This is a genomic window from Rhizobium sp. SSA_523, assembly GCF_030435705.1.
In the GTDB taxonomy this organism is placed as follows: domain Bacteria; phylum Pseudomonadota; class Alphaproteobacteria; order Rhizobiales; family Rhizobiaceae; genus Neorhizobium.
In genome coordinates this window covers 3,602,537-3,628,389 of the sequence record NZ_CP129382.1, presented here as the reverse complement: position 1 = coordinate 3,628,389, position 25,853 = coordinate 3,602,537, and the positions used below count along the sequence as shown (strand labels likewise).

23 protein-coding genes and 1 pseudogene are annotated in these 25,853 nt (G+C 63.5%); 12 read left to right on the top strand and 12 right to left on the bottom strand.

Translation table 11 applies throughout. The features are described 5' to 3' along the window. Positions 1-35: 35 nt before the first annotated feature. Positions 36-1,850: a monovalent cation:proton antiporter-2 (CPA2) family protein gene (locus tag QTJ18_RS25445; RefSeq protein WP_252751884.1), complete on the top strand. Its 1,815-nt coding sequence runs from the start codon at positions 36-38 to the stop codon at positions 1,848-1,850. 255 nt (positions 1,851-2,105) lie between these two features. Further along, positions 2,106-3,043, top strand: a pseudogene (locus QTJ18_RS25440) (IS110 family transposase). 14 nt (positions 3,044-3,057) lie between these two features. Here the strand turns inward: QTJ18_RS25440 and QTJ18_RS25435 are convergent. The 3 genes from QTJ18_RS25435 to QTJ18_RS25425 all read right to left on the bottom strand — a co-directional run bounded on the left by QTJ18_RS25435 (position 3,058) and on the right by QTJ18_RS25425 (position 6,784). Continuing rightward, positions 3,058-3,930 (bottom strand): patatin-like phospholipase family protein, encoded by an 873-nt coding sequence (locus QTJ18_RS25435; protein ID WP_252753940.1) that lies wholly within the window; start codon positions 3,928-3,930, stop codon positions 3,058-3,060. A 124-nt stretch (positions 3,931-4,054) separates the two neighbouring features. After that, positions 4,055-4,615 carry a 16S rRNA (guanine(966)-N(2))-methyltransferase RsmD gene (gene rsmD / locus QTJ18_RS25430; protein WP_252753939.1) on the bottom strand — a complete coding sequence of 187 codons (561 nt, stop codon included), beginning with the start codon at positions 4,613-4,615 and terminating at the stop codon, positions 4,055-4,057. A gap of 6 nt (positions 4,616-4,621) precedes the next feature. Then, entirely contained in the window at positions 4,622-6,784 is a 2,163-nt protein-coding gene (locus QTJ18_RS25425) for a pseudouridine synthase (protein ID WP_252753938.1), read from the bottom strand. Between the two features lie 171 nt (positions 6,785-6,955). On the opposite strand from QTJ18_RS25425, the gene QTJ18_RS25420 reads away from it, so the two are divergent. Further along, positions 6,956-7,432, top strand: a complete 477-nt coding sequence (locus tag QTJ18_RS25420; protein ID WP_252753937.1) for a nucleoside deaminase — start codon at positions 6,956-6,958, stop codon at positions 7,430-7,432. A 143-nt stretch (positions 7,433-7,575) separates the two neighbouring features. On the opposite strand, the gene QTJ18_RS25415 is transcribed toward QTJ18_RS25420, so the two are convergent. Both QTJ18_RS25415 and ileS read right to left on the bottom strand, forming a co-directional pair. Continuing rightward, the gene (locus tag QTJ18_RS25415; RefSeq protein ID WP_252753936.1) at positions 7,576-8,205 is read right to left on the bottom strand and encodes a hypothetical protein; all 630 of its coding nucleotides are present in this window, start codon (positions 8,203-8,205) and stop codon (positions 7,576-7,578) included. Between the two features lie 181 nt (positions 8,206-8,386). Next, positions 8,387-11,314, bottom strand: coding sequence for an isoleucine--tRNA ligase (gene ileS / locus QTJ18_RS25410; protein WP_252753935.1), 2,928 nt, complete (start codon positions 11,312-11,314; stop codon positions 8,387-8,389). A 314-nt stretch (positions 11,315-11,628) separates the two neighbouring features. On the opposite strand from ileS, the gene QTJ18_RS25405 reads away from it, so the two are divergent. Both QTJ18_RS25405 and QTJ18_RS25400 read left to right on the top strand, forming a co-directional pair. Then, entirely contained in the window at positions 11,629-11,916 is a 288-nt protein-coding gene (locus QTJ18_RS25405; protein WP_252753934.1) for a hypothetical protein, read from the top strand. After that, positions 11,913-12,200, top strand: coding sequence for a type II toxin-antitoxin system RelE/ParE family toxin (locus QTJ18_RS25400; protein ID WP_252753933.1), 288 nt, complete (start codon positions 11,913-11,915; stop codon positions 12,198-12,200). Before QTJ18_RS25405 ends, QTJ18_RS25400 begins: the two co-directional genes overlap by 4 nt. 45 nt (positions 12,201-12,245) lie before the next feature. Here QTJ18_RS25400 and QTJ18_RS25395 read toward each other — a convergent pair whose 3' ends face one another. From QTJ18_RS25395 to chrA, 3 genes are all read right to left on the bottom strand, one after another. Next, a complete protein-coding gene (locus QTJ18_RS25395) occupies positions 12,246-13,226 on the bottom strand; it encodes a bifunctional riboflavin kinase/FAD synthetase (protein WP_252753932.1) in 981 nt (326 codons plus the stop codon). Between the two features lie 13 nt (positions 13,227-13,239). Beyond that, entirely contained in the window at positions 13,240-14,088 is an 849-nt protein-coding gene (locus QTJ18_RS25390) for a TIGR01459 family HAD-type hydrolase (RefSeq protein WP_252753931.1), read from the bottom strand. 100 nt (positions 14,089-14,188) lie between these two features. Next, positions 14,189-15,577: a chromate efflux transporter gene (gene chrA, locus QTJ18_RS25385; RefSeq protein ID WP_489667238.1), complete on the bottom strand. Its 1,389-nt coding sequence runs from the start codon at positions 15,575-15,577 to the stop codon at positions 14,189-14,191. A 310-nt stretch (positions 15,578-15,887) separates the two neighbouring features. On the opposite strand from chrA, the gene groES reads away from it, so the two are divergent. The 3 genes from groES to QTJ18_RS25370 all read left to right on the top strand — a co-directional run bounded on the left by groES (position 15,888) and on the right by QTJ18_RS25370 (position 19,166). Then, on the top strand, positions 15,888-16,184 hold the full coding sequence (gene groES, locus QTJ18_RS25380; protein ID WP_252753929.1) for a co-chaperone GroES: 297 nt from the start codon (positions 15,888-15,890) through the stop codon (positions 16,182-16,184). A gap of 72 nt (positions 16,185-16,256) precedes the next feature. Beyond that, positions 16,257-17,897 (top strand): chaperonin GroEL, encoded by a 1,641-nt coding sequence (gene groL, locus QTJ18_RS25375; RefSeq protein WP_252753928.1) that lies wholly within the window; start codon positions 16,257-16,259, stop codon positions 17,895-17,897. Between the two features lie 219 nt (positions 17,898-18,116). After that, entirely contained in the window at positions 18,117-19,166 is a 1,050-nt protein-coding gene (locus QTJ18_RS25370) for an alpha/beta hydrolase family protein (RefSeq protein WP_252753927.1), read from the top strand. Positions 19,167-19,313: 147 nt separating this feature from the next. Here the strand turns inward: QTJ18_RS25370 and QTJ18_RS25365 are convergent, their stop codons facing one another. After that, entirely contained in the window at positions 19,314-19,628 is a 315-nt protein-coding gene (locus QTJ18_RS25365) for a hypothetical protein (RefSeq protein ID WP_252753926.1), read from the bottom strand. Positions 19,629-19,923: 295 nt separating this feature from the next. Here QTJ18_RS25365 and QTJ18_RS25360 point away from each other — a divergent pair, with 295 nt between their 5' ends. Further along, on the top strand, positions 19,924-20,376 hold the full coding sequence (locus QTJ18_RS25360; RefSeq protein WP_252753925.1) for a DoxX family protein: 453 nt from the start codon (positions 19,924-19,926) through the stop codon (positions 20,374-20,376). A gap of 102 nt (positions 20,377-20,478) precedes the next feature. Here QTJ18_RS25360 and hisG read toward each other — a convergent pair whose 3' ends face one another. The 3 genes from hisG to hisS all read right to left on the bottom strand — a co-directional run bounded on the left by hisG (position 20,479) and on the right by hisS (position 24,038). Next, a complete protein-coding gene (gene hisG / locus QTJ18_RS25355) occupies positions 20,479-21,174 on the bottom strand; it encodes an ATP phosphoribosyltransferase (RefSeq protein WP_252753924.1) in 696 nt (231 codons plus the stop codon). Further along, positions 21,171-22,355: an ATP phosphoribosyltransferase regulatory subunit gene (locus QTJ18_RS25350; RefSeq protein WP_252753923.1), complete on the bottom strand. Its 1,185-nt coding sequence runs from the start codon at positions 22,353-22,355 to the stop codon at positions 21,171-21,173. Before QTJ18_RS25350 ends, hisG begins: the two co-directional genes overlap by 4 nt. A gap of 162 nt (positions 22,356-22,517) precedes the next feature. Further along, positions 22,518-24,038 carry a histidine--tRNA ligase gene (gene hisS, locus QTJ18_RS25345; RefSeq protein WP_252753922.1) on the bottom strand — a complete coding sequence of 507 codons (1,521 nt, stop codon included), beginning with the start codon at positions 24,036-24,038 and terminating at the stop codon, positions 22,518-22,520. A gap of 144 nt (positions 24,039-24,182) precedes the next feature. Here hisS and QTJ18_RS25340 point away from each other — a divergent pair, with 144 nt between their 5' ends. The 3 genes from QTJ18_RS25340 to QTJ18_RS25330 are packed head-to-tail and all read left to right on the top strand — an operon-like array spanning position 24,183 to position 25,421. Beyond that, positions 24,183-24,416: a DUF6290 family protein gene (locus QTJ18_RS25340; RefSeq protein ID WP_252753921.1), complete on the top strand. Its 234-nt coding sequence runs from the start codon at positions 24,183-24,185 to the stop codon at positions 24,414-24,416. Further along, positions 24,400-24,669 carry a type II toxin-antitoxin system RelE family toxin gene (locus tag QTJ18_RS25335; RefSeq protein ID WP_252753920.1) on the top strand — a complete coding sequence of 90 codons (270 nt, stop codon included), beginning with the start codon at positions 24,400-24,402 and terminating at the stop codon, positions 24,667-24,669. The genes QTJ18_RS25340 and QTJ18_RS25335 overlap by 17 nt, the downstream gene beginning before the upstream one ends. Beyond that, entirely contained in the window at positions 24,666-25,421 is a 756-nt protein-coding gene (locus tag QTJ18_RS25330) for a hypothetical protein (RefSeq protein WP_252753919.1), read from the top strand. The genes QTJ18_RS25335 and QTJ18_RS25330 overlap by 4 nt, the downstream gene beginning before the upstream one ends. The last annotated feature ends 432 nt before the right edge of the window (positions 25,422-25,853 follow it).

Genomic DNA, 25,853 nt, shown 5'->3' with positions numbered 1-25,853 from the left:
CGCTTGGGGATCTGTCGAAAAAACTGCGAGGCCGTATGACAACAAGCGATCCGCTGCTGAATGAAGCGCTGCTCCTTCTGGGCGCGGCCGTGCTGGCTGCGCCGGTCTTCAAGAAGCTCGGGCTTGGCACCGTGCTCGGCTATCTCGCCGCCGGCATCGCGATCGGACCCGTCTTCAGGCTGATCAACGATCCGCAGGAGGTTCTGCATGTCTCCGAACTCGGCGTCGTCTTCCTGCTGTTCATCATCGGGCTGGAGTTGAAGCCATCGCGTCTCTGGAAGATGCGCGGCGACATATTCGGGCTGGGCACGGCTCAGGTGGTGATATCGGGTCTTGCCCTGACCGGCCTTGCCTGGCTGGTCGGCCTTGCCTCCTGGCAGGGCAGCGTGATTGCCGGCTTCGGCCTGGCGCTCTCCTCGACGGCCTTTGCGCTGCAGCTCCTCTCCGACAATGGCGAATCCAACAGTGCCTATGGCCGCCGCTCCTTTTCCGTCTTGCTGTTCCAGGATCTTGCCATCGTGCCGCTCTTGGCGCTGGTCACGCTTCTGGGCGCCGGCGAGGCGCAGAGCAGCACCCTGCTTGCCGATTTCGCCAAGGCGGGCGCGGCCGTGGCGCTGCTGGTGGTGGCCGGCCGCTATCTGCTGACGCCGATGTTCCAGATCATTGCCCGCACCGGCGCGCGCGAGGTGATGCTGGCGGCAGCGCTGCTGGTGGTGCTCGGCTCGGCCATTCTCATGCAGCTTGCCGGCCTCTCCATGGCCATGGGAGCCTTCCTGGCCGGCGTCATGCTGGCGGAATCCTCCTATCGCCATGAACTGGAGGCGGATATCGAGCCGTTTCGCGGCCTGCTGCTCGCCATGTTCTTCATTGCCGTCGGGCTGTCTCTGCAGCTCGATGCCGTTCTCGACAATCTGGCGCTGGTGCTGATCGGCGTGCCCTGCTTCATGGTGGTGAAGGCCCTGATCCTCTACGCCCTCACCCGGCTGTGGGGCTCCAACCATGAAGATGCCGTCAGCACCGCCTCGCTCCTGCCCCAGGGCGGCGAATTCGGCTTCGTGCTGTTCACCACCGCCGCGACGGCCGGGCTTCTGACGCCGGCGACTGCCTCGCTTCTTATCGCAAGCGTCACGCTGTCCATGGCGCTGACGCCGCTGGGCACTGTTCTCACGCGGCGGCTCCTGGTGCGGGAGGAGCGGGAGGAACTGGCGGAGGATTTCGACGGCGCCGGCTCGGACGTGCTGATGGTGGGCTTTTCGCGCTTCGGACAGATCGCCGCGCAGATCCTGCTGGCGGGCGGCAGCGATGTGACGGTCATCGACGATTCCGCCGACCGCATCCGTCAGGCCTCGACCTTCGGCTTCCGCATCTATTTCGGCGACGGCACGCGTCGCGAGGTTCTGGTCGCGGCCGGCATAGAGCGGGCCAAGATCGTTGCCGTGTGCACCCACAGGCCCGAAATCACCGACCGTGTCGTCGATCTTATCCGCTCCGAGTTTCCGGAGGTGCGCCTGTTCGTGCGCTCCTATGACCGCGTCCACACGCTTTCGCTGCGGGCGCGGGAAGTGGAATACGAGCTGCGCGAGACACTGGAATCGGGCTTTCTGTTTGGCCGCAAAATGCTGGAGGGGCTCGGCATTCCGGAGGCACAGGCCAGCGAGATCGGCGACGATATCCGCAAGCGCGACGAGGAGCGGCTGCAGATCCAGGCGGCGAAGGGACTGGCGGCCGGCGCCCATATGCTGCATTCGCGCCCGGTCCGCCCCGAGCCGCTGACCAAGCCCAAGCGCACGCCTGTTCCCGATGCCATGGCCGACACCATGGAAGCCGCCCAGGAAGCCGACACGCTGTAGCCGGACGCAAAAGCGCTGTCGCAGTTTTGCTAGACCTGCTTGTCTTATGATTTTCTTGCTTCTTGGTGAGATAAAGAAGCGCCGGAGAGGACGGCCCTCCTCTTCCGGCGATGGGGGACGGATCGTGGACATGCAGGCCGCCAGTCTTGCGAATGCCGGGCCGAGCTAGAGTGTGATCGCCCCCATCTTTTCCAATCGTCCTGAACGGATACCCGAGCTTTGGGCTCGGATGACAAGCATGGGAGATCAGAAAAGATGACGGATATTACCATCGGCGCAGACATCTCGAAAGACCATATCGATCTGCACAGCCTGCCGGATGGCCAATCACTGAAGGTTGCCAATGACCGCAAGGGATTTGCCGCCATTGTCAGATGGATCGGCGCAAAGACAGTGGCACGCATTGTCTATGAACCCACCGGCCCTTATCACAAGGCCTTCGAGCGCTTCATGATGGTGCAAGGCTTGGCCTCTCCAAGGTCAATCCCCGCCTTGCAAGGCGCTTCGCGCAAGCCACTGGCAGACTTGCCAAAACAGACCGGATCGATGCTGGACTGCTGGCGCGTTACGGCGCGCTTCTTCAACCGCGCATTCTTGAGACCGACACGCAAATCCGCAATGATCTGAAAGAGTTGCATATCGCTCGTCTGGCCCTGATCAAGGACAGGACCGCCGCGAAGAACAGGTCGAAGACCCTGTCCAACCTGCTCTTGAAGAGACAAAATATCGACAGGCTTCGGCAGATCGAGCGGCAGATCAAGGCCGTGGATGAGGCCATCATGGCCTTGATTATCGAAGATACGACCCTGAAGGCCAGGTTCGATATCCTTGTCTCGATCCCCGGCATATCTCAGGTCACGGCCTTCACGCTTCTTATCGAGATGCCGGAACTGGGCGAATTGGAGGAGAAAACAGCCGCAGCCCTTTGCGGTCTTGCCCCCATGAGCCGCCAGTCCGGACGATGGACCGGACGCGCTTTCATCGCTGGCGGGAGGGCCATCGTTCGGCAGGCACTTTACATGCCAGCCCTCGTTGCCTGTCGTTTCAACCCGGACCTCAGTGCCAAATACGACCAGCTCAAAGCCGCCGGAAAACCACCGAAAGTCGCCATAACAGCAGTCATGCGAAAGCTCATCGTGCTGGCAAACGCTCTCCTGCGGAAAAATCGAAAATGGACGCCAAAACCCACTTGATCAAAACGGATACTCTAGAGCAGGCTGCCCAGGCTGCGCTTCAGTTCCTCCTTGACGCCTTCGGTCTCGGCCAGGATCTCCCGCACTTTCAGAAAATCCATGACGCCGAAGCGGCTGACCGGCGGCCGCAGGAAAAGCTGCGGCGAGTGCAGCTTGAGTTTCAGCGCAATACAGGCCTGCATCATCAGCTGGCTGGCGCCGAACATGCTTTCGATCCGGTTGGGCGGATGTGTGCCATCCCCTTCCGGCCCGCCGACGACATCGACGCCGATGACGATATCGGCGCCATCCGCCACATGCTCGTAAGGAATGGGATTGAAAATGCCGCCATCGACCATGATGCGGCCATTGATCCGCACCGGCATGAACAGGCCCGGAATGGCCGCCGAGGCGGCAATGGCAAGGCGCAATTCGCCCTCTTCGAGGATGGCCTCCGACTGGCCGTAATAATCGGTCACGGCGATCTTCAGAGGGATCTGCAGGTCCTCGAAGGTCTGCGGCACCTGCTGCGGCAGGAAGGCGGTGAGGATGCGTTCCAGGTTGAAATGACCCAGCCGGAAGCCGCCGACCGTATCGCGCATGCTTCCCGGACCAAGCGACCACAAACGGTTGAGGACGGCGGCCCGATTGCCGAGCGTTTCGATGGAGAAGGCGCGCATCTCCGCGCCTGTCATGCCCGCCGCCATGCCCGCACCGAAAATCGCGCCGATCGATGAGCCGGCAATGGCGACGGGGCGAATGCCCATTTCGTCCAGCGCCTCGATGATGGCGATATGGGCAATGCCGCGCGCACCGCCGCCGCCCAACGCAAGCGCGACCCGCGGCGCTGAACCCGCCGGCCTCTCGGAGGCGTCACGCGGGTCGGGCAGCGACAACCTCGTGTTCATGCGCAGGCTCCTTCGGGACGGCTTGTTCAGCTGGCTTATTCAGGTGGTTTGGTCAGGTGGATTTGGTCAGGTGAATTTGGTCAGGTTGGGCCCTGCTCAGGTCAATCTGTCCAGGCGGATCAGGTCAGCTTGGCTTGTAGCGGAAGAAGTCGACGCGCGTATCGCCGAAACGCCGCTGCTCCAGCGGCTGAAAGACCGTATCGAGAGACAGCGTCACATCGCTTCGCTCCTCCAGCACGACCAGTGCGCCGGCAAGAAGCCAGCCGCCCTCATGCGCAGCCTTCACCGCCGCCTCCCCCAGGCCCTGGCCATAGGGCGGATCGGCAAACAGGAAATGACAGGGCTCCATGGTGCCGACATCACCAAGACGGGTCGCGTCGCGCCGGAGAATGCGGGCACGGCCGTGCAGGCCGAGATGGTCGATATTCTCCCATAGCAGACCGCGGCCCTCTATGCTGTTTTCGACGAAAAGGGCGCTGCGGCAACCGCGCGACAGGGCCTCCAGCCCGACCGCGCCTGTGCCGGCGAAAAGATCGATGATGCGCGTTCCCTCGACCGCGTCCGGATAGACGTGGTTGATGATGTTGAACAGGCTCTCGCGCGTCCGGTCGATGGTCGGCCGGATCGCGTTGGATTTGGGCGTGGCCAGCGCGCGGCCACGAAACTCACCACCTACGATCCGCACGTCGCATCATCCTCTCGGTGTTCTGGAACGCGAGCCGCCGCCGCCCCTCGAACCAGAGCCGGAACCGGGACCGCGGCCGCCCGAAGGCTTGCCCCCGAAGGGGCGCCCGCCGGAGGGAGAGCCGCCCGAAGGACGGCCTTCGGATTTGCCGCCGGAACCCTTGCCACCGAAACCTTTGCCGCCGAAACCTTTGCCCGGCGTTGCGCCAGAGGGCTTCCCACCGGAGGGCTTTCCGCCAGACGGCTTTCCACCCGAGGGCTTTGCGCCAAACGGCTTGCTGCCGAAAGGTTTTGCACCCGGCCTGCCGCCGGAGGGCCTTTCGCCGAAACCGCCACGGCCGCCTTCCGAACGCGCCTCGTCGGAGCGGTTGCCCGAGGAGCGATCTCCATAAGAACGCTCACCGGAGGGACGGCTGAAGGCCCGTTCGGCCGCTTCCCGCGGAGAGCGACCGGGACCGGAGCCCGATCCGTAGGGCTTGGAACGTGGCCTGTCGCCATCCTCGCGCGGCCTGCGGTCGGCGCGCGGGCGGTCCGATGCGGGACGCTCGCTACGATCGCCCCGTGCCGGACGATCACCACGACCCCCCCTGTCGCTGCGATCGCCACGCGCCGGACGGTCGCCTCTGTCGCCACGGTCACCTCTGTCGCGCCGGCCGGAACCCTCCTGGTCCTCATCGCGCGGGCGACGCACCGGCGCTTCGGCGCGGATCCAGTCGCTATCGCCTTCGACGCGGTTGATCGGGATGCTGGAGGTGCGGCGCTCGGGCTCACCACCCTTGTTGAAAAGGCGCTCGGCCTCGGCCCGGGCCGATTTCTTGGTGCCGCCATCGGCCGTCGGCCGGGCGCCGGGCGCCATCCAGACATTGGCGGTGCGGGAAGTGCCGAGCGGCAGACGCTTCTTGGCCTTGTCGTCGCCAAATTTGCCGTCGCCGAATTTGCCCTCGCCCGGCTTGCCGCCGCGCTTTGCAAAATCCTTGCCACCGCGATCCTGATCGCGGCCCTGATCCTTGCCGCGCGGGCGATCGCGCCCACCATCGCGGCCTTCGCCGTCACGCTCGGGCCGGGTGTCGAGACGACCCTTCGGCCGCTCCTGACGCTCCTCGGCACCCCAGCCGCCCTCATCGCGCCGTCCACCGGCGGCCTTCGGCTGCGGCGCCTCATCGTCTGCAGGACCGCTGCTATAGATCGGCGCGTCGAAATTCGCCTTGGATTCCTCGATCAGGCGCGGACCAAGCTGGTCGCGCAGCATGCGGCCGCGCACTTCCACCACATGGCCTTCCGGCAGGTCGCCAAGCTGGAAGGGCCCGTAGGAAATGCGGATGAGGCGGTTGACCTCGAGGCCGAGCGCGCCGAGCACGTTCTTGATCTCGCGGTTCTTGCCCTCGCGAAGACCCATGGTGATCCACACATTGTGCCCCTGGGTGCGGTCCAGCGTCGCGTCGATGGCGCCGTAGAGAATGCCGTCGACGGCAATGCCGTCCTTTAGTTTGTCGAGATCCTCCTGGCTGACATCGCCATGCGCGCGGACGCGGTAACGCCGCAGCCATCCCGTGGTCGGCAGTTCCAGAACGCGCGACAGGCCGCCATCATTGGTCAGGAGGAGCAGGCCCTCCGTATTGATATCGAGCCGGCCGACCGACATGACCCGCGGCAATTCGCCGGGCAGGTTGTCGAAGACCGTCGGCCGTCCTTCGGGATCCGCATTCGTCGTCACCAGGCCCGCAGGCTTGTGGTAGAGCCACAGGCGGGTACGCTCGATGCCGCGGATCGGTTCGCCATCGACCTCGATCTTGTCGGCCAGGGTGGCATTGACCACCGGCGTGTCGAGAAGCTGACCGTTCAGCCGCACGCGGCCATCCATGATCATCCGCTCCACGTCGCGACGCGACGCGACGCCGGCCCGCGCCAGGATCTTCGAAATGCGCTCGGGCTTGCCCTCGGAAGCGGGCTCTGCCGCCACGGCCTGGGCGGCCGGCTTGCGCGGCGCCCTGGCGGCAGCCTCGAAGGTCTTCTGCGCGCCTTCCGGCCGCTTGGCTTTGCCTTCGGGGCGCTTGTCGCCGCCGTCCGGCCGCTTGGCTTTGCCGTCCGGGCGTTTGCCGGCTGTGGTCTTCTTCGTGTCGCGACCGAAGGTTTTCCCCGCGTCGCGCTTCGGCTTGTCTTTGAAGCTCATTTGTTGTTTGCCTGAGGCGTCTGCCGGCGGGACACGGCCCGGGCATCGCGGTTGACTTGAAGTTGCGCCTGGTCGCTGACGAGATCACCTGCGCGCGACAAGAGGGTTGGACAAGGGAGTTGCTTCGTTGCTACCACTTCGCGTCCGCCGGGTTAAGAGGAAAAAAGCGGGATGAGCGGCACAAATCCTTTCATGGTTGCTGCGCTGGAAGAGGCGCGCAAGGCGGCAGAGCGAGATGAAGTGCCGATCGGCGCCGTGGTCGTTGTCAACGGCGCCATCATTGCACGCGCCGGCAACATGACCCGGCAGACCCACGACGTGACGGCCCATGCGGAAATCGCCGCCATCCGCTATGCCTGCGAGGCACTGGGACAGGAGCGGCTGGCCGGGGCCGATCTCTATGTCACGCTGGAACCCTGCACCATGTGCGCCGCCGCAATTTCCTTTGCCCGTATCCGGCGTCTCTATTATGGCGCCAGCGATCCGAAAGGCGGCGCGGTGGAAAGCGGCGTGCGCTTCTTCAACCAGCCGACCTGCCATCATGCGCCGGATGTCTATTCCGGCATTGCCGAAACGGAGGCAGCCTCTCTTCTGCTGAGGTTTTTTCAAACCAGGCGACGGGACGGTGGCGGAATCGGGCAAGATTGACCGCCTTGCAGGCCCAATATACCGCTTCGGCCGCAGCTTGATCGGAGAGAATCGTGCCAGCCGGAGCATGAAGGGAACCGCAGGCACGGCTTTCCTCAAGCTCGGCCCGGCTTTCCCTGGCTTCTGATGATAGCGGCAGGACCTTACTTGAAGGGGTTCCACCAGGAGGAGGTGTTGCTGGCGGCGGAGGCAGCGGATTTCTTGCGCTCGCGTTCCTTCTTCAGCTCCGGTTCGCCGAGATCCGTCAGGGCCGCATTGTCGGCCAGACGATATTGCGTCGGCGGCTCGGTCAGCGTCCGGCGCTGGCCGCTGATGCCGGGGCTTTCGGCATTGGCGCGCGCCTTGCGGAAGGCTTCCCAGCGCTGGGTTTCCGTCATCGTCCCCGCTGTGCCATTGCCGGCAAGCAGCGGCGAGCGATAATTCGGGTTATTCCTGTTCTCTTCCGCTTCCAGACGCAGGCGCGCGCGCGTCTCTTCCGGAGATTCCACCCAGTTGGGATTGTTGTCGCGCCCGGCCAGCGAGGCCTGCGGCGGCGGCAGCGAGCTTTCTGCCGACTTGCTGACGACGAGCTTCGGCCGCGGATTGTAGCGCGTATCCTTGTTGGCGGCATCCTGCGAGAACGCCAGGGACTGGCCAAGGTCGTCGACCAGTTGCTCGCCCGCCGTCTTGCTCGTGCCATAGGTCGGGCTGGACACGCAGCCGGAGACGCCCGCTGCAACAGCAGTGACAACGCAGATGCCAAGACCTGCACGAATTCCCTGCATCGTCTTCATTCAACCCCTTCCAGCGGCGTCCTTCACAACGCCTGCGAGCCAAAACGCCTATGCGCCCGTGAGCCCGCACCATGATTGCGCGAGCCATGACGGAAAAATCCGGCCAATTTCAGGCAGACCACCAATTCCGGCAAGACTTACCGGATGACGCGCCAAAGCGCAATCATCCGGCCCATGCTTGTCAGGCGATCTGCGCCAGCTCCCGCAAGGCCTTGGCATCGCGCGCCGAGACATCGGGATAATCGGGATCGGAGCCGACATCCTTCGTGATCTTCCACGACCGGGCGCAGCGCGTGCCTTCGGCAAGCTTCGGCTCCACCGCGACCCTGGCCGCGTCCTCCAGACGGAAGGCCTCTGCGGGGCCCTCGCCGGCCACCACAGAAATATCCGACGTGATGCAGATTTCGGCGAAATCCAGCCCTTCCAGCGCCTTCATGAGGTCCGGATCCGCCACATGCACGATCGGTGCGGCCTCCAGGGACGAGCCGATGCGCTTTTCCCTGCGCTCGATTTCCAGCGCGCCGGTCACGGCACGGCGCACCGTGCGGACATGCTTCCATTTCTCCGCAACCTGGCCGTTTTCCCATTCCGCGGGGATGACCGGGAACTGTTCCAGATGGACCGAGCCGGCCGAGGGATCGCGGCTCAGCCAGGCCTCTTCCGTGGTGAAGGGCATCATCGGGGCAAACCACAGGACCAGGCAGTCGAAGAGCTTGCGGATGACATGCAGGGCGGCGCGGCGTTTCAGGCTGGAAGGCGCCTCGCAATAGAGCGTGTCCTTGCGGATATCGAAATAGAAGGCCGACAATTCCACATTGGCGAAATCCGAGAGCGCCCGGACGATGCGCTTGAAATCGAAATCGTCATAGCCCTTGCGCACCAGCTGGTCGAGCTCGGAGAGCCGGTGCAGCATCAGCTTTTCCAGCTCCGGCAGATCGGCGTAGGCGATTTCTTCGCCCTTGTCGTGGGCGAGCGTGCCGAGCATCCAGCGGATCGTGTTGCGGATCTTGCGATAGGCATCGATATTGGTCTGGATGATCGTCTTGCCGAGGCGCTGATCCTCCGCATAATCGGTCGACATGACCCAGAGGCGCAGGATATCGGCGCCGGATTCCTTCATCACATCCTGCGGCGTCACCGTATTGCCGAGCGATTTCGACATTTTGCGGCCGTCTTCGGCCATGGTGAAGCCGTGCGTGACGACCGCGTTGTACGGTGCGCGACCGCGCGTGGCGCAGCTTTCCAGAAGCGAGGAATGGAACCAGCCGCGATGCTGGTCTGACCCTTCCAGATAGACATCGGCCGGCCATTTCAGATCCGGGCGATCTTCCAGCGTGAAGGTGTGGGTGGAGCCACTATCGAACCAGACGTCGAGAATGTCGGTGACCATCTGCCACGTTTCGCCATCATGCTCGTTGCCGAGGAAGCGCTCCTTGGCGCCTTGGGCGAACCAGGCATCCGCCCCTTCCTTCTCGAAAGCTTCGAGAATGCGGGCATTCACCTTCTCGTCCCGCAGCACATTGCCCTCTGCATCCGCAAAGACGCAGATCGGCACGCCCCAGGCGCGCTGGCGGGAAAGGACCCAATCCGGCCGCTGCTCGATCATGGCGCGCAGGCGGTTCTGGCCGCCGGCCGGCACGAAGCGGGTGTCGTCGATGGCGGAAAGGGCGCGCGAACGCAGCGTCGTACCGTCCCCCAGCTCCTTGTCCATGTAGACGAACCATTGCGGCGTATTGCGGAAGATGACCGGCTTCTTCGAGCGCCAGGAATGCGGGTATTCGTGCTTGATGCGGCCACGGGCAAACAAAGTGTTCGTGGCGATCAGCGCCTCGATGACCCGCTTGTTGGCATCGCCCTTCTTGCCATTGTCGTCAAGCACGCGGGCGGCACCGCCTTCGGCCGAAGGGCCGAAACCGGGAGCATCCTCGGTATAGAAACCGGCATCATCGACCGGGAACGGGATCTTGGTGTCGATGCCCCGAGCCTCGAGCGCGCGGAGATTGGCCATCCAGGCCTCGAAGTCCTCGCGGCCGTGGCTGGGCGCCGTGTGGACGAAACCGGTGCCGGCATCATCGGTGACATGATCGCCATCGAGCAGCGGGACTTTGAAGTCATAGCCGAGCGAGGCCAGCGGATGGGCGCAGGTGATGGCGGCGAGATCCTGCGCCCACACCTGACGCAGACGCTTGAACTCCAGCTTTGCCTTGGCAAAGGCCTCGGCTGCCAGCTTGTCGGCGAAGATCAGCTTTTCGCCCGGCTGCGGACCGAAATCATTGGCCGCGGCCGTGACCTTGTAAAGACCGTATTCGATCTTCCCCGAATAGGAGATGGCCCTGTTGCCCGGAATCGTCCAGGGCGTGGTCGTCCAGATGACGACGCAGGCGCCGGCGAGATCGCCCTTGCCCGCTTCGATCGGGAACTTCACCCAGATCGTGTCGCTTTCGACCTCGTGATATTCGACTTCGGCTTCGGCAAGCGCCGTGCGCTCCACCACCGACCACATGATCGGCTTGGAGCCGCGATAGAGCTGGCCGCTCATGGCGAGCTTCAGCAATTCCCCGGCGATGCGGGCTTCCGAATGGAAGGCCATGGTGGTGTAGGGATTGTCGAAATCGCCCTCGATGCCGAGGCGGCGGAATTCCTCCGACTGGATATCGATCCAGCCTTGCGCGAATTCACGGCATTCCTGCCGGAATTCGTTGATCGGCACCTCGTCCTTATCCTTGCCCCTGGCGCGATAGGCTTCCTCGATCTTCCATTCGATCGGCAGGCCATGGCAATCCCAGCCGGGCACGTAATTGGAGTCGAAGCCCCGCATCTGGAACGAGCGGGTGATGACGTCCTTCAGCACCTTGTTCAGCGCATGGCCGATATGGATATTGCCATTGGCATAGGGCGGGCCGTCATGCAGCACGAATTTCTCGCGGCCGGCGGCCGATGCGCGCAGCTTCTTGTAGAGACCCATCTCCTTCCACTTCTTTGCCATTTCCGGCTCCTTCTGGGGAAGGCCGGCACGCATGGGGAAATCCGTCTGCGGCAAATAGAGGGTGGAGGAATAATCGGTCTTGTCGGAGCTGGCGGTCTTGTTGTCGGTTCTAGTGTCGGTCATGGATCAACCATTTCGATGGGCGACGGCGAAGGTCGCGCGGATGAAACTCGGCGAGGCGTTTGAACTGGGCCGGACCTCACGCTTGTCCCGGCACCGAAAACCCGGACCTTCCCGCGCGATCACGCTGCGAGGAAGGCCGGGCCGATAATTCGAAGGATGCGGACCGCGGTAGGATTCATCATGGTGCCGCGTCTTTAAGGGTTTTTGGCTGCGAAAGGAAGGGGCAAGATAGCGGGCAATTGGACACAGCGCGAGGCTTGGCCTAGACTGGGCTCCGGATCTCATATCCTCGAAACCTCGGGAACAGCACCGACATGCGACGCAAAGCCCAACTTCAGATCGATCTCGATGCGAGCCTTGCCCAAGAGTTTTCTGCGGCAGTGGGTTCGGCTCGGACTTCCGAGGCCGAGGTAATTCGGGAAATGGTGCAGGATTACGTCGACAGGCAGAAGATGGATGGTGACTATCGCCGCTTCCTGGAAGCCAAGGTGCTGCGCGCACGTGACGATATAGCTGCCGGCAGGCTAATCTCCGCTGAGGAAACCGAGCGGCTGTTTGCCGAACGGCGGCGGAAGGCGATGAAGCAAGGCGGCGCTATATGATCGTCCACTGGACGCTGCAGGCGGTCGATGACCGCGCGTCCATCTTCGACTACTTGCTCGGCCACAATCCCTCGGCGGCGCTCGCCATTGACCAGGCCTTCGAACAGGCTGCGAGACGTCTCCAGGATTTTCCCCGTTGCGGCAAGATCGGGGTCATCACCGGCACCCGCGAGCTCATCCCCTATCCAAACTATCGCCTCGTCTACGAGGTCTCTCCGGAGGCCGTCAGGATCTTGACGATCCTCCACACTGCTCGGCAATGGCCGCCGGCGACGCCCGCGTAACACGCGGAATCCCCCTTCAACGGTGCCCGATCGCATCAATGCTCGTCAAAACGCGATCGTCGCATCCAGTTCGCTCAGCGGCGAAATGCCGGATAGCAGCGCGCGCGCCTCTTCCTCGTCGCGCTTCATCTGGGCGACCAGCGAGTCCAGCCCGTCGAATTTCAGCTCCTCGCGCAGGAAGCCGAAGAAGGAGACCGAGCAGAGTTCGCCATACAGGCTGTCGGAAAAATCGAAGAGGAAGGTTTCCAGAAGCGGCGCGCCGTTTTCCGTCACCGTCGGGCGCCGTCCATAGCTTGCCACGCCATCGAAAAGCGCGCCGTTCTGCCGACGGAAGCGCACCGCGTAAATGCCGGCCCTGAGCCCGGCCTCCGGGGGAAGCTGCATATTGGCCGTGGGATAGCCGAGCTTGCGCCCCAGCTTCTCGCCGGAGATCACCTCCGCCTCCACCGTGTAGCGGTAGCCGAGCTGGCCGGCCGCCTCGGCCACCTCTCCCGTAGACAAAAGATCGCGGATGCGGCTCGACGAGATCACCTCGGCACCCTCGTCGCGGAAGGCATCGACCAGCGAGACCTCGAAGCCATGGCGGCGGCCGGCCTCCATCAGGAAGGCGGGGCCGCCCTCGCGGGCGCGACCGAAATGGAAGTCGAAACCGGTGACCACGGCGCAGGCCTTCAGCCAGCCGGCCAGGATCGAGGACACGAAATCCTCGGCGGACCGTTGCGAGAAGGCCCGGTCGAAAGGATATTCGATGACGGAGCGGAAGCCCATGGCCTCCAGCAGGCGGGCCTTGAGCGGCGCCGGCGTCAGCCGGAAGACCGGCTGGTCCGGCCTGAAGACCGTGCGGGGATGCGGTTCGAAGGTCAGCACCAGGGCCGGCACGCCGCGCTGGCGGGCAATGTCCAGCGCCCGCTCCAGGACGCTGCGATGGCCGCGATGCACGCCATCGAAATTGCCGATGGCAACCACGCCGCCCTCCAGTTCCGGCGGCAGCGGCTCCTTGGTCTCGTTGCGGTAGAAAACGGTCATCGGCAGTCTTCCGTCAAGCCAGGCGCGGCATCCACCATTTGGGCGTGGCGCCCTCGCGCTGCAGATAGGCATTCAGGAGCGCTTCGTCCGTCTGGCCGTTCAGCGTATATTCGGCGGCATGGATGCCACCGGAAATGTAAAGCAGGTCGAGGCCATAGCTGAGCGCGCCCTTCACATCGGTCGGCATGCCATCGCCCACCGCGATGACCTTGGCAAGGTCGATCTCGCCGCAAACCTCGCGCGCCGCCGCAAGCGCTGCCTCGTAGATCGGCTTATGCGGCTTGCCGGCGATCCGCGTCGATCCGCCCAGCTGCTCGTAATAGGCGGCAACGGCACCGGCGCAGGGAATGATGCGATGGCCACGCTCGACGACCAGATCCGGATTGGCGCAGATCAGCGGCGCGTCCTTCTTGACGAACCGCGTCAACATGTCGTGATAGTCTTCCGGGACCTCGGTCTCGTCGTCGAAGAAGCCGGTGCAGACGATGGCATCGGCCTGCGCCTCGCCGGTCACGGTGACATCCAGCCCGTCGAAGAGCGGCATGTCGCGTTCGGGGCCAAGCAGGAAGACATTCTTCGGGCCTTCGGCAATGAGGGCCCGGGTCACATCGCCCGAGGTGACGATCCGGTCATAGGCCTGGTCCGGCACGCCGATCGCCCGCAATTGCTCGATCACGCCCGGCGCCGGACGCGGCGAATTGGTGATCAGCACCACGCAAAGCCCGGCCTTGCGGGCTTCCTCCAGAGCGACGCAGGCCGCCGGAAAGGCATCGATACCGTTGTGCAGCACACCCCACACATCGGAGAGCACGAGCTGGTAACCCGCCGTAATCGTCATGAGGTTCTGAATGCGGTTTGCCATGATCACCCGATGGAGTTTTGAACAAGATCTGGCGCTGACATGGCAAAGCTCTTCGGCGAAGGCAAGGAGTTTTGCTGAATGAGGGAGCCGGGACCAGGCCTCAGAAGCCGGCCAGGCGCCATAAAAGGCCACCCAATGCGGCGGAAACGAGCACCTTCACCATTCCGATGTTCAGCCGCAGGAGGGCAAGGGCGGAGATGAGGAACAGGACCAGTGCTGCGGGATCGAGCGTTGCGGGATCAGGCAGCCAGAGGCCGGGCGCCCCCTCGCCTGTCCAGCCGGGCACCAGCGTCACCCGCTCGACGCGTCCGAAGAGGACGTGCAGGGCGAACCACAGAGCCAGATTGGCGATGACGCCGACCACTGCGGCGGTGATGGCCGACAGCGCCGCGGCGATTTGCGGCTTTCCGCGCAGCCGCTCGATATACGGCGCGCCGGCGAAGATCCAGATGAAGCTCGGGACGAAGGTGGCCCAGGCCGTCAGAAGCGCACCGATGATCCCGCCGATGACGGGATCCAGCCCCGGCACGGTGCGGAAGCCGGTCAGATAGCCGACATAGGAAAGAACCAGAACCAGCGGTCCGGGCGTCGTCTCCGCCAGCGCCAGGCCATCCAACATTTCCCCGGGCTGCAGCCAGCCGTAATCCTCGACGGCAACCTGGGCGACATAGGACAGGACCGCATAGGCGCCGCCGAAGGTGACGAGCGCCATCTGCGAGAAGAAGGCATACATGGTGGCAAGGCTTGCCGCGCCGCTGATCGCCAGCAGGATGACGAAGGGCAATTGCCAGACCGCCACCCAGAAGCCGAGCTGAAGCAGCGAGCGCAGCAGCGGCGGCTTTTGCGGCGACACATCTTCCGGCACAAGGACTGCGGCCGGCTTGGCGGCAGCGGACACAGCGCCATGGCGGGCGCGCAGATAGCCGGCAAGACCTGCCACCAGAACCACCAGCGGAAAGGGCAGCGCCAGCACGAAAAGCGACAGGAAGGCCAGAACCGCAATCACGACGAGGACCCTGTCGGTCAGCGTGCGGCGGGCCAGGCGGACCACGGCCTGCAGCACGATGGTGAGAACGGCCGCCTTCAAGCCGAAGAACAGGCCGGCCAGCCAGTCCGCCTGCTGGTAAAGGGCATAGGCGGTCGACAGGGCGATGATGACGAAGAGCCCGGGAAGGACGAACAGCAGCCCGGCCAGCATGCCTCCCCTCACGCCATGCGTCAGCCAGCCGATATAGGTCGCAAGCTGCTGCGCCTCCGGTCCGGGCAGAAGCATGCAGTAATTGAGCGCGTGGAGATAGCGATCTTCAAGGATCCAGCGCTTCTCCTCCACGCAGATGCGGTGCATGAGCCCGATCTGGGCCGCCGGACCGCCGAAACTCAGGCAGCCGATGCGCGCGAAGACGAGGACAAGCTCCCTCAGCGAGGGCTGGTTTTGCCGCTTCCCGAGGGGCGGTTGCAGGGCCTCGGCTTGATCAGGCTTCACTGACATTGTGTCCCGCTGCGCGCTCTAGACATGGATCGGAATGGCTTCGAAATGACCGATGCTCCCGGCCGGCGCGCGACCGCGGCCTGCCCTCGCGCGTCCCTCGAGCGGCTCTCCGTTCCAGCGGCGGCCCGAATCTGAGCAGATTTTGCGCATAAGGTCATCGAACAGGGCATAATTTCTTTGCACATGTTCTTGACTCATCCTTCGCCCGATCTTATCTGAGCCTCGTTAGCACTCCCACAGGGTGAGTGCTAACACAGGGACACGGGCCACCTCAAAGCCCGTAAAGGTCATTTGATCGAGGGATTAGACAATGGCAAGCACCAATTTCCGCCCGCTTCACGACCGCGTCGTCGTTCGTCGCGTTGAATCTGAAGCCAAGACGAAGGGCGGCATCATCATTCCCGATACCGCCAAGGAAAAGCCGCAGGAAGGCGAGATCGTCGCCGTTGGTTCCGGTGCACGTGATGAGGCCGGCAAGATCGTTGCGCTCGACGTCAAGGTTGGCGATCGCGTTCTGTTCGGCAAGTGGTCCGGCACGGAAGTCAAGCTCGACGGCGAAGACCTTCTGATCATGAAGGAAGCCGATATCATGGGTATCATCGGCTGATCTCGGCCGACGTTTCGTCCATCATCAACAGATTGAACGAATTGGGCTATCACGCCCTGAGGAGTTTCTAAAATGGCTGCTAAAGAAGTCAAATTCGGCCGCAACGCGCGCGAAAAAATGCTGCGTGGCGTCGATATTCTCGCTGATGCCGTCAAGGTAACGCTCGGCCCGAAGGGTCGTAACGTCGTTATCGACAAGTCCTTCGGCGCTCCGCGCATCACCAAGGACGGCGTTTCGGTCGCCAAGGAAATCGAACTGGAAGACAAGTTCGAGAACATGGGCGCCCAGATGGTCCGCGAAGTCGCTTCGAAGACCAATGACATCGCCGGCGACGGCACCACCACCGCAACCGTTCTTGCCCAGGCAATCGTTCGCGAAGGCCAGAAGGCCGTTGCTGCCGGCATGAACCCGATGGACCTGAAGCGCGGCATCGATCTCGCCGTTGCCGAAGTGGTCAAGGATCTCCAGGCCAAGGCCAAGAAGATCAACACCTCGGAAGAAGTTGCCCAGGTCGGCACGATCTCGGCAAACGGCGACACGCAGGTCGGCAAGGACATCGCCGAAGCCATGCAGAAGGTCGGCAACGAAGGCGTCATCACGGTTGAAGAAGCCAAGACCGCCGAGACCGAGCTGGAAGTCGTCGAAGGCATGCAGTTCGACCGCGGCTACCTCTCGCCCTACTTCGTCACCAACCCGGAGAAGATGGTTGCTGACCTGGAAGATGCCTTCATTCTCCTGCACGAGAAGAAGCTCTCCAACCTGCAGGCCATGCTGCCGGTTCTCGAAGCCGTCGTCCAGACCGGCAAGCCGCTCGTCATCATCGCTGAAGACGTCGAAGGCGAAGCTCTTGCAACGCTCGTCGTCAACAAGCTGCGTGGCGGCCTGAAGATTGCTGCCGTCAAGGCTCCGGGCTTCGGCGATCGCCGCAAGGCCATGCTGGAAGACATCGCCATCCTCACCGGCGGCACCGTGATCTCCGAAGATCTCGGCATCAAGCTCGAAAATGTCACGCTCGACATGCTCGGCCGCTCGAAGAAGGTCTCGATCTCCAAGGAAAACACGACGATCGTCGACGGCGCCGGCCAGAAGGCCGACATCGAAGGCCGCGTTGCCCAGATCAAGGCCCAGATCGAAGAAACCACCTCCGACTACGACCGCGAGAAGCTGCAGGAACGTCTTGCCAAGCTCGCCGGCGGCGTTGCCGTGATCCGCGTTGGCGGTGCAACGGAAGTGGAAGTGAAGGAGCGCAAGGATCGTATCGACGACGCTCTGAACGCGACCCGCGCTGCCGTTCAGGAAGGCATCGTACCGGGCGGTGGTACCGCTCTCCTGCGTTCCTCCACGAAGATCACCGTCAAGGGTGTGAACGACGACCAGGAAGCCGGCATCAACATCGTTCGCCGCGCCCTGCAGTCGCTGGTTCGCCAGATCGCCGACAATGCCGGTGACGAAGCTTCGATCGTGGTTGGCAAGATCCTCGAAAAGAACGACGACAACTACGGCTACAACGCCCAGACGTCCGAGTATGGCGACATGATCGCCATGGGTATCGTCGATCCGGTCAAGGTCGTCCGCACGGCTCTGCAGAACGCTGCTTCGGTTGCTTCGCTGCTGATCACGACGGAAGCCATGATCGCCGAACTGCCGAAGAAGGACTCTCCGGCCGGCATGCCTGGCGGCATGGGCGGAATGGGCGGAATGGACATGATGTGATAGGCGCCAAGCCTATCGCAAAGTGACCAGCCGAGCCGCCCATCCTTCAAGTGGTTCAGCGCGTCAAGCGCGCTGAACTGGCGGCATGGGCGGAATGGACATGATGTAAGGCCTTTCGAGGTCTTCACACCTGGACCATCCGGTTCGGAATACGGAAAGGGCGGCTCGCAAGGCCGCCTTTTCTGCGTTATGCAGCGGCGCAGATCTTTGGGGGCGTCGATGATGGATGATTGCATTGGGTTTCGGACAGGGCTTCTTTTCGACGAGGCTCGCCCGAACTGGAGCGGCGACGGGCCACGGCCGCTGCGCTGGTCCGCCTGGTATCCTGGCGCAGCGGGAACGCCCGTGACGGATATTGCGATACCGCCCGGCCGGCCGCTCTACTCTCTGGGGCTCCTGGCAGCCGAGGCGGATCTTTTGCACGAGCGGGCGCGCTTTCCCGTGGTGCTGATCTCGCACGGCACCGGCGGATCGGCCTCTGGCCTTGGCTGGCTCGCCGCGTTTCTGGCACGGCAGGGCTGTGTCGTGCTGGGCGTTGACCACCACGGCAATACAGGTGTGGAGGCCTACCGCCCCGAGGGATTTCTGTGCTGGTGGGAAAGGGCGCGGGATTTGACCGTCCTCCTCGATCGGCTTTCGACACAGGGACCTTTTGCCGGACGGCTCGATCTGAGCGATGTCACCGCGGCGGGTTTCTCGCTCGGCGGCTATACCGCTTTGGCTCTGGCGGGCGCCGTGACGGAGACGGACCGGGTGATTGCCTTTGCCAGACAATATCCCTTCAGCGGCGGTCCGCGCGAAATGCCCGATCTTGCAGGCCAGATCGAGCCGCTGCTCGCGTCGAGCGATAGTTTTCGCGCATCATGGCAGAGGCAATCGCATTCCTATCGCGATCCGCGGGTGCGGGCCATCGTGGCCATTGCCCCGGCGCCGCCGGTGCGCGGCTTTACCGAGGAGAGCCTGCGCGAAATCGGCCTTGAGGTAACCCTGCTCTGCGGCGAGGCTGATGAGGAAGCCCCGTTCGATCTCTGCTCCCGATGGCTTGCTGAACGCCTGCCCAAGAGCAGCCTGACGAGCCTCGGCAAGCATGTCGGCCACTATACCCTGTTGCCGGTGGGAACGCCGACGGCATCGCGCTCCAATCCGCATTACTGGTGCGATGGGCCGGAGATCGACCGGGCGGCCGTGCATGCGCGTGCTGCACGGCTGGCCGCGGCGGCACTTGTGCGGCCGCATACCGACAAGGCGGAGGCGATGCGAAACGCCTGACGCGAAAAGGGCGGCCGTGCGCCGCCCCTGTCACCAAGTGGTCTGATTTTGCCGTTGATCTTCGAGATCGCTGCATAGGGAGAGCGAATATCAAATTCACTCCCCCTGATCCGCAATCATGCTTAGATGCGAAGACCGCGCCGATGCTCAATAATAGCCGTAGCCGTTATTGCTCTTGCGCTGGATGTTGCGCGAGGCGCGATCCTGCATCCGCTCGATCTTCCGGCGCTCCTGTCGCGAGACATGTCCGTCGCGAACGGCGCGGGCCTTTTCGCGGTCGATACGGTGCTGCTGACGCGCCAGCTGTCGGGTTTCGCGCGGGGTCAGCTCTCCATGGCGCAAGGCGCGGTTGATGCGATATTCCTGGCGGTTTTCCCGGGCTTCGCTGCGATAGGTCTGGGCAAAGACCGGCACGGAGGATGCCATGACAAGCGCAAGGGTAGCGATGAGGATCTTCTTCATACGATATTTCCTTCGACGATCTTCCAATAGCCGCATGATGCGGCTGCCAAAATGAATGTGAGATGAAGTCAGCATTCATGTCGGCTTCCCTAACGCCCACAGGACCATCACGTTCCCATAGCAGGCCCATCACGCGCCCATCACGGGCCTATCACACGATCGTCGTCTCCAAATATCGAACAATATGTATCCGGTTGTTCATCTTTCCCGGCGCGACGATCTGGCGCATATCTATCGCCAGACAGACACCCTGCCTCCCAGCCCCTCGGCTCTGGCAATCCTTTGGAGCACTTCCATGTCGACCACCGCGACCAATGCGCTGATCCTTCTCGCACGCATCCTCCTCTCCTTCATCTTCATCACCTCCGGCTTCGGCAAGCTTACCGATCCTGCCGGGACGGCAGGCATGATCGCCGGTGCCGGCCTGCCGGCCGCAACCGCGCTTGCCTATCTTGCCGGTCTCTTCGAATTCCTGGCGGGCCTCGCCGTCCTCATCGGGTTCCAAACCAGGATCGCCGCCTTTGCGCTGGCAGTCTTCTGCATTTTCACCGGCGCCGTCTTCCATTCCGGCACGATCGCCGTTCCCGGCTGGCCGGAAGCCGCGCTTGGCTGGCTGAACACGCTCAACAGCATCATGATGATGAAGAACTTCACTTTGGCCGGCGGCTATCTGCTGCTCGCCACCGTCGGTGCCGGCGCCTACTCCCTGGATGCCCGCCGCGGCGCAGCGACAGTCGTCCCTGCCTGATATCCACCGCCTCCCAAGGCTGACACGCAAGAACCCGCCGGAGCGATCCGGCGGGTTCTATGCATGTGTGAAATTGCGCAGGCCTCGCAGGCAAAATGCCGCTCAAACCGCTCCGCGCACAGCCTCGATGATCCGCGAAATCATGGCATTGCTCTCATGCTCGGGCTTTCTCGCCCGCACGAGGCAGGCTTGCGAGCGCAGGATCACCCCGTCGGCGAGCACTTTCAGGTGGTTGGCCTTGAGGGTGGAGCCGGTGGAGGTGATGTCGACGATGATATCCGCCTGGCCGGCCGCCGGCGCGCCTTCGGTGGCGCCGAGGCTTTCCACGATGCGGTAGAGCTGGATGCCGTGGCTTCCGGAAAAATGCTGCTGGGTGAGGCGCCAGTATTTGGTGGCAATCGCCAGGCGGCGGCCGTGACGGGCGCGAAATTCCGCCGCAACGTCTCCCAGATCCGCCATGCCCTCCACATCCAGCCAGATATCCGGCACCGCAACGACCACATCCGCATGGCCGAAACCGAGGCGCGCGGCGATCTCCACCCGCGCGTCGGCATCCGCCAGCCCCTCGCGGATCAGGTCTTCGCCGGTCACGCCGAAATCGACGGTGCCATTGCCGATCTCGCGGGAGATTTCCGAGGCGGACAGGAAGGCGACTTCCACATCGTCGAAGCCTTCGACGCGGCCGCGATAGGAGCGGTCATTGCCGACGGCGACAATCCGCATCCCGGCGCGTTCGAACACGGCGGAGGCGTCCTCCTTCATGCGGCCCTTGGAGGGGAGTCCGATGGTGATGGTCATCGCAGGTCTCCGCTCTTGCGCGGAATCGGCCTATGCAGACCGGTATCCGCCTGCCGGCCGGCCGCGGCATCCTTGGCCTTCTCGATCCGGTCCAGCCACATCGAAAAGCCGACGGCGGGAATGTGATCCCTGGCGCCGAGCAGGGTCAGCATGCGGTCATAGCGCCCGCCCCCGACCAGCACATCATGCTCGCCGCGCACGGTCACCTCGAAGACGAGGCCGGTGTAATAATCGAGCGGACGCCCGAAGGCGGCCCGCCAGGTGATATCGGCAAGCGCCGCGCCGGCATTCTGCAAGGCGGCAACCCGCGCATCGAAGCCTTCGATCGCCGCCTTCAACGGCAGGCTGGCGGAGCGGGCGAAATCGGCCAGCACGCCCGGCGCATAGCGCAGCGAAACATTGATGGAGAGGAATTCCTTCAGGGCATCGAGCTTTGCGGCATCGAGCGAGGCGCCGGCCAGCAACCGCTTCTCCTTCAGCCGCCGGACGATCTCTTCCGGCGTGCGGCTGGCATTGGTGAGCGTGCCGGTGCGCTCCATCTCGTCGCGCAGATGGGCGCAGAGCGCCACATCATCTCCCGCCTCCAGCAGGATCTCGACCTCCGGCGGAAGGCCCGCCACCGGCTCCGGCCGCGCCAGGCGCGCGATGATCGCCTCCAGCACATCCGTCTGGCCGAAGGCGCGCACGAGGCGGCGCTGCCAGCCGGTGGGCAGGCCGAGCGCTGCCACCACCGCTTCGAAGACGGCCTGATCGCCGATGGTGACGGCAAAGCTGCGGCCCGGCAGGACCGTATCGAGGCAGGCCAGCGCATCGGCGATGACGCGGGCATCGGCGCCGGCCGCATCGGTATCGCCGAGATCCTCCAGGCCCGCCTGGTAGAATTCATTGGCGCCTTCGCGGCGCTGGCGGAAGACCTCGCCCAGATAGGCATAGCGCTTCGGCGTGCCTGTGACCGTCTCGATATGGCGAAGGCAGACGGGAATGGTGAATTCCGGACGCAGGCAGAGGCTGGCCCCCCGCTCGTTCTCCGTCAGGAAGATGCGGCGACGCAGGTCCTCTCCCGCCATGTCCAGGAAGGGCTCGGCTGGCTGGATGACCGGCGTATCGACACGCGTGGTGTTGCGGCGGGAAAATTCCGCCAGGATCGCCGGGGCGAAATCGGGCATGTCGATCAGGGGCATGACGGTGTGCCTCCTGGGAAATACCCCCCTTTGTCACGTCGTGACATCTCCCCCTCAGGAAGGAAGATCAGCGGGAGAATGCGGCGCTCACCACGAGTCGATCTCCCCCCTTGAGGGGGAGATGCCCGGCAGGGCAGAGGGGGGTAAACCACAGGCATGCAATCAAACACCCTTTTCCCGGCGGCGGTCTTCCGCCTGATGCGCCAGGATTTCCTTCACCTTGTCCACCAGCTCCGCTTCCGGCACCACGACCTGGGCGACGCGCGCCTCCCGCCATTGCGTGTTGTCGGTGATCTCGCCGGAAAGCCGCTTGCCCTCGATCAGGTCCTTGATCTGCACGACACCCTGTTCGCGCTCGTCACCGCCCTGGATGATTGCAATCGGCGAGCCGCGCCGATCGGCATATTTCAGCTGATTGCCGAATTTCTTCCAGTTGCCCTGATACATCTCGGCGCGGATGCCGGCCTTGCGCAGGTCCTGGGTGAAACGCTGATAACGCCCCATGGCCTCGATATCGCCATCCATGACGGTGACGAGAACCGGTGCCAGAACCTCGTCCTGTCCCAGCTTGCCGAGGTTTTTCAAGGCCGTCATCAGGCGCGACACGCCGATGGAGAAGCCTGTGGCTGGAACGGGTTGGCCCATGAAGCGTGACACGAGACCGTCATATCGACCGCCGCCGCCGACCGAGCCGAAGACGACCTTTTCGCCCTTTTCATTGGTCACGTCGAAGGTCAGTTCGGCCTCGTAGACCGGCCCGGTGTAATATTCCAGGCCGCGCACGACCGAGGGGTCGATCTTGATGCGGGAGGCGTCGTAGCCGGCGCCGGCCACCAGCGCGCCGATCATGTTGAGTTCGTCGACGCCTTCTTCGCCGCGCGATGTGCCGGCGACCAGAGCCGCCAACTCTTCAGCGCTTTGCGCGTAATCCTGAATGCCGACGAAGAACAGGACCTTCTGGATCTGCTCCTCGCCCAGCCCTGCACCCTTGGTGAAGTCTCCGCTCTCGTCCTTGCGGCCTTCGCCCAGCAGAAGCTTCACCCCTTCCGGACCGAACTTGTCGAGCTTGTCGATCGCCCGCAAAACGCTCAAGCGCCGCCCGGAATTCTCCTCGCCGCCAAGCCCAATGGCTTCCATCACGCCATCCAGAACCTTGCGGTTGTTCACCCGGATCACGTAGTCCCCGCGTCTGATGCCGAGCGCTTCCAGCGTATCAGCCATCATCATGCACATTTCGGCATCCGCCTGCACGCCCGGCGCCCCGACAGTGTCGGCATCGAACTGCATGAACTGGCGGAAGCGGCCGGGACCCGGCTTTTCGTTGCGAAAGACATAGCCGGCGCGATAGGTGCGGTAAGGCAGCTGGATCTCGTTGAAATTCTCCGCCACATGGCGCGCCAGCGGTGCCGTCAAATCATAACGAGCAGACATCCACTGCTCGTCATCGTCCTGCAGCGAGAACACGCCCTCGTTCGGCCTGTCGCTGTCGGGCAGGAACTTGCCCAGCGCATCGGTATATTCGAAGAGCGGCGTCTCGATCGGGTCGAAGCCGTAATGCTCGTAGACGGCGCGGATCTTGGCGACCATTTCATTGGTGGCATGGATATCGGCGGCAGTGCGATCGACGAAGCCGCGCGGCAGGCGGGCCCTGAGTTTCTGCGGTTTTTGTCTCTTGTCGCTCATGATGATCTTCCTTGCCGCCGGCCCATGGAAAAAGGCCGGGATTTTGAGCGGTTTCTTAGAGGATCACGCCAGACGCGGCAAGGGTGAAGGCTGGCGAAGAGACATGCCGGATGGTATAAAGCCGCAAACGACAAGGGCCACGCCATGAACAAACGCGTTACATTGGACATGCCGGAAAACATGCACCGCCTGGCGCTGAAACACGCGACAGAGGCTGGCGCAGAGCTGGACACTTATATTCTCGACCTTATCGAGGAAAAGCTGGAAGACGCCTATTTCTTCGAGCGTGCCAAGGAGGTGCTGGAGGCGCGGGCGCGCGGCGAAAGCAGAACCTACACCTGGGAAGAAATGGAGCGCGAACTTGGCCTGGACGATTGAGTTCGACACCAAGGCAATCAAGCAACTCCAGAAGATGGGAGACCGCGAGGCGCGCCGCGTCCGGGATTACCTTCACGAGCGGATCAAACCGCTCGACAATCCGCGTGACGCAGGCCTTGCCATGCAGGGAACCAAATTTGCCCATTTGTGGCGCTACAAGGTGGGCGATTACCGCATCATCTGCGAGATCAAGGACAAGAAGCTGATCGTGCTCGTCGTCGAGGTCGGCCATCGCCGCGAGATTTACCGGTGATCCTCGAAGCTCTTGACTACGCCGCAAGCCTGCCGCTGACGCCTGCCGCCTTTCGTCCGCACATTGCCTCTTCCGTCAGCCTGTCGGCCCGCGCCAGGCGTTGCGCCAAAGCCTGGGCGGAGCATGAGGCAAACAGCCAGGCGCAGGTGCTGGAGACGGTGAAGACCCTGCGGGAGCGACGCACCGCCGTGGTGCTGGGCTCCGGCCTCTTGCGCGACGTGCCGATCCAGGCCCTGTCAAAGGCCTTCGACACGGTGGTGCTGGTCGATCTCGTGCATCTTGCAAGCGTGCGCCTGTGGCTTGCCGCCAAAGGCCTGCGCAATACGCGGCTGATCCATCGGGACCTGTCCGGCTTTACCGCGGTAAGCGCCGGCCAGACACCGGAACCTTTGGCGTTCCTTCGTCAGGTTCCCTATCTCGATCTGGTCGTTTCGGCCAATATCCTGTCGCAGATCGGCGTCGCTGCGCGCGCCCGGCTGGCGCGCGAGGGCGGCCTGGAACGCCAGGCGGACATATTGCCGGTGCTGATCAAGGCGCATCTGGAAGGGCTTTGCGGCCTGCCCTGCCATACGTGCCTGATCACCGACGTGGCCTATCGCGTGAGCGACCGGCAGGGCCGGGTGATGGAGGAGGACGATCTTCTGGCTGGCATGGCCATGCCGGCGCATCGCACCTCCTGGGATTGGCCCGTCGTGCCCTTTGGCGAGGGAACAGGCGATTATCAGGCGGTGCACCGCGTGATCGCAGGGTAACGGAATTTCACTGGATTTTCCGTCAAAGCGGGGTCATCTTCAGGCCATGCGCCGCTTCGCCTTCCTCATCGCCCTCATCGCCTGGCTGTTTTCCAGCCTGATGCCGGCGCTTGCGCTGTCAGGGCCGCACGACCATTCCGGTCCTGCGCCCGTGCTGGAGGCGATGCCGCATTCGCTCGCACGATCCGGTCACCCGCAGATGAGCGAAGGCGCGCATGACCGAAGCAGGCTTGCATTGGCCGCCCAACGCTTCGTCCGCTTCGTGTGTTGTTCTGACGCAGGTTCTGGTCGGAAAACCGCGGGACATTTGTCCGGAACCGGCTTGGGGGACATCAAGACGGCACCGGCCTGTCAGAATTGCGCCGACAAGCCGGCGAAACCCGCCTGCGCCATGAGCCTCTGTGCCGCCTGCACATCCCTTGTCCCGGCGTT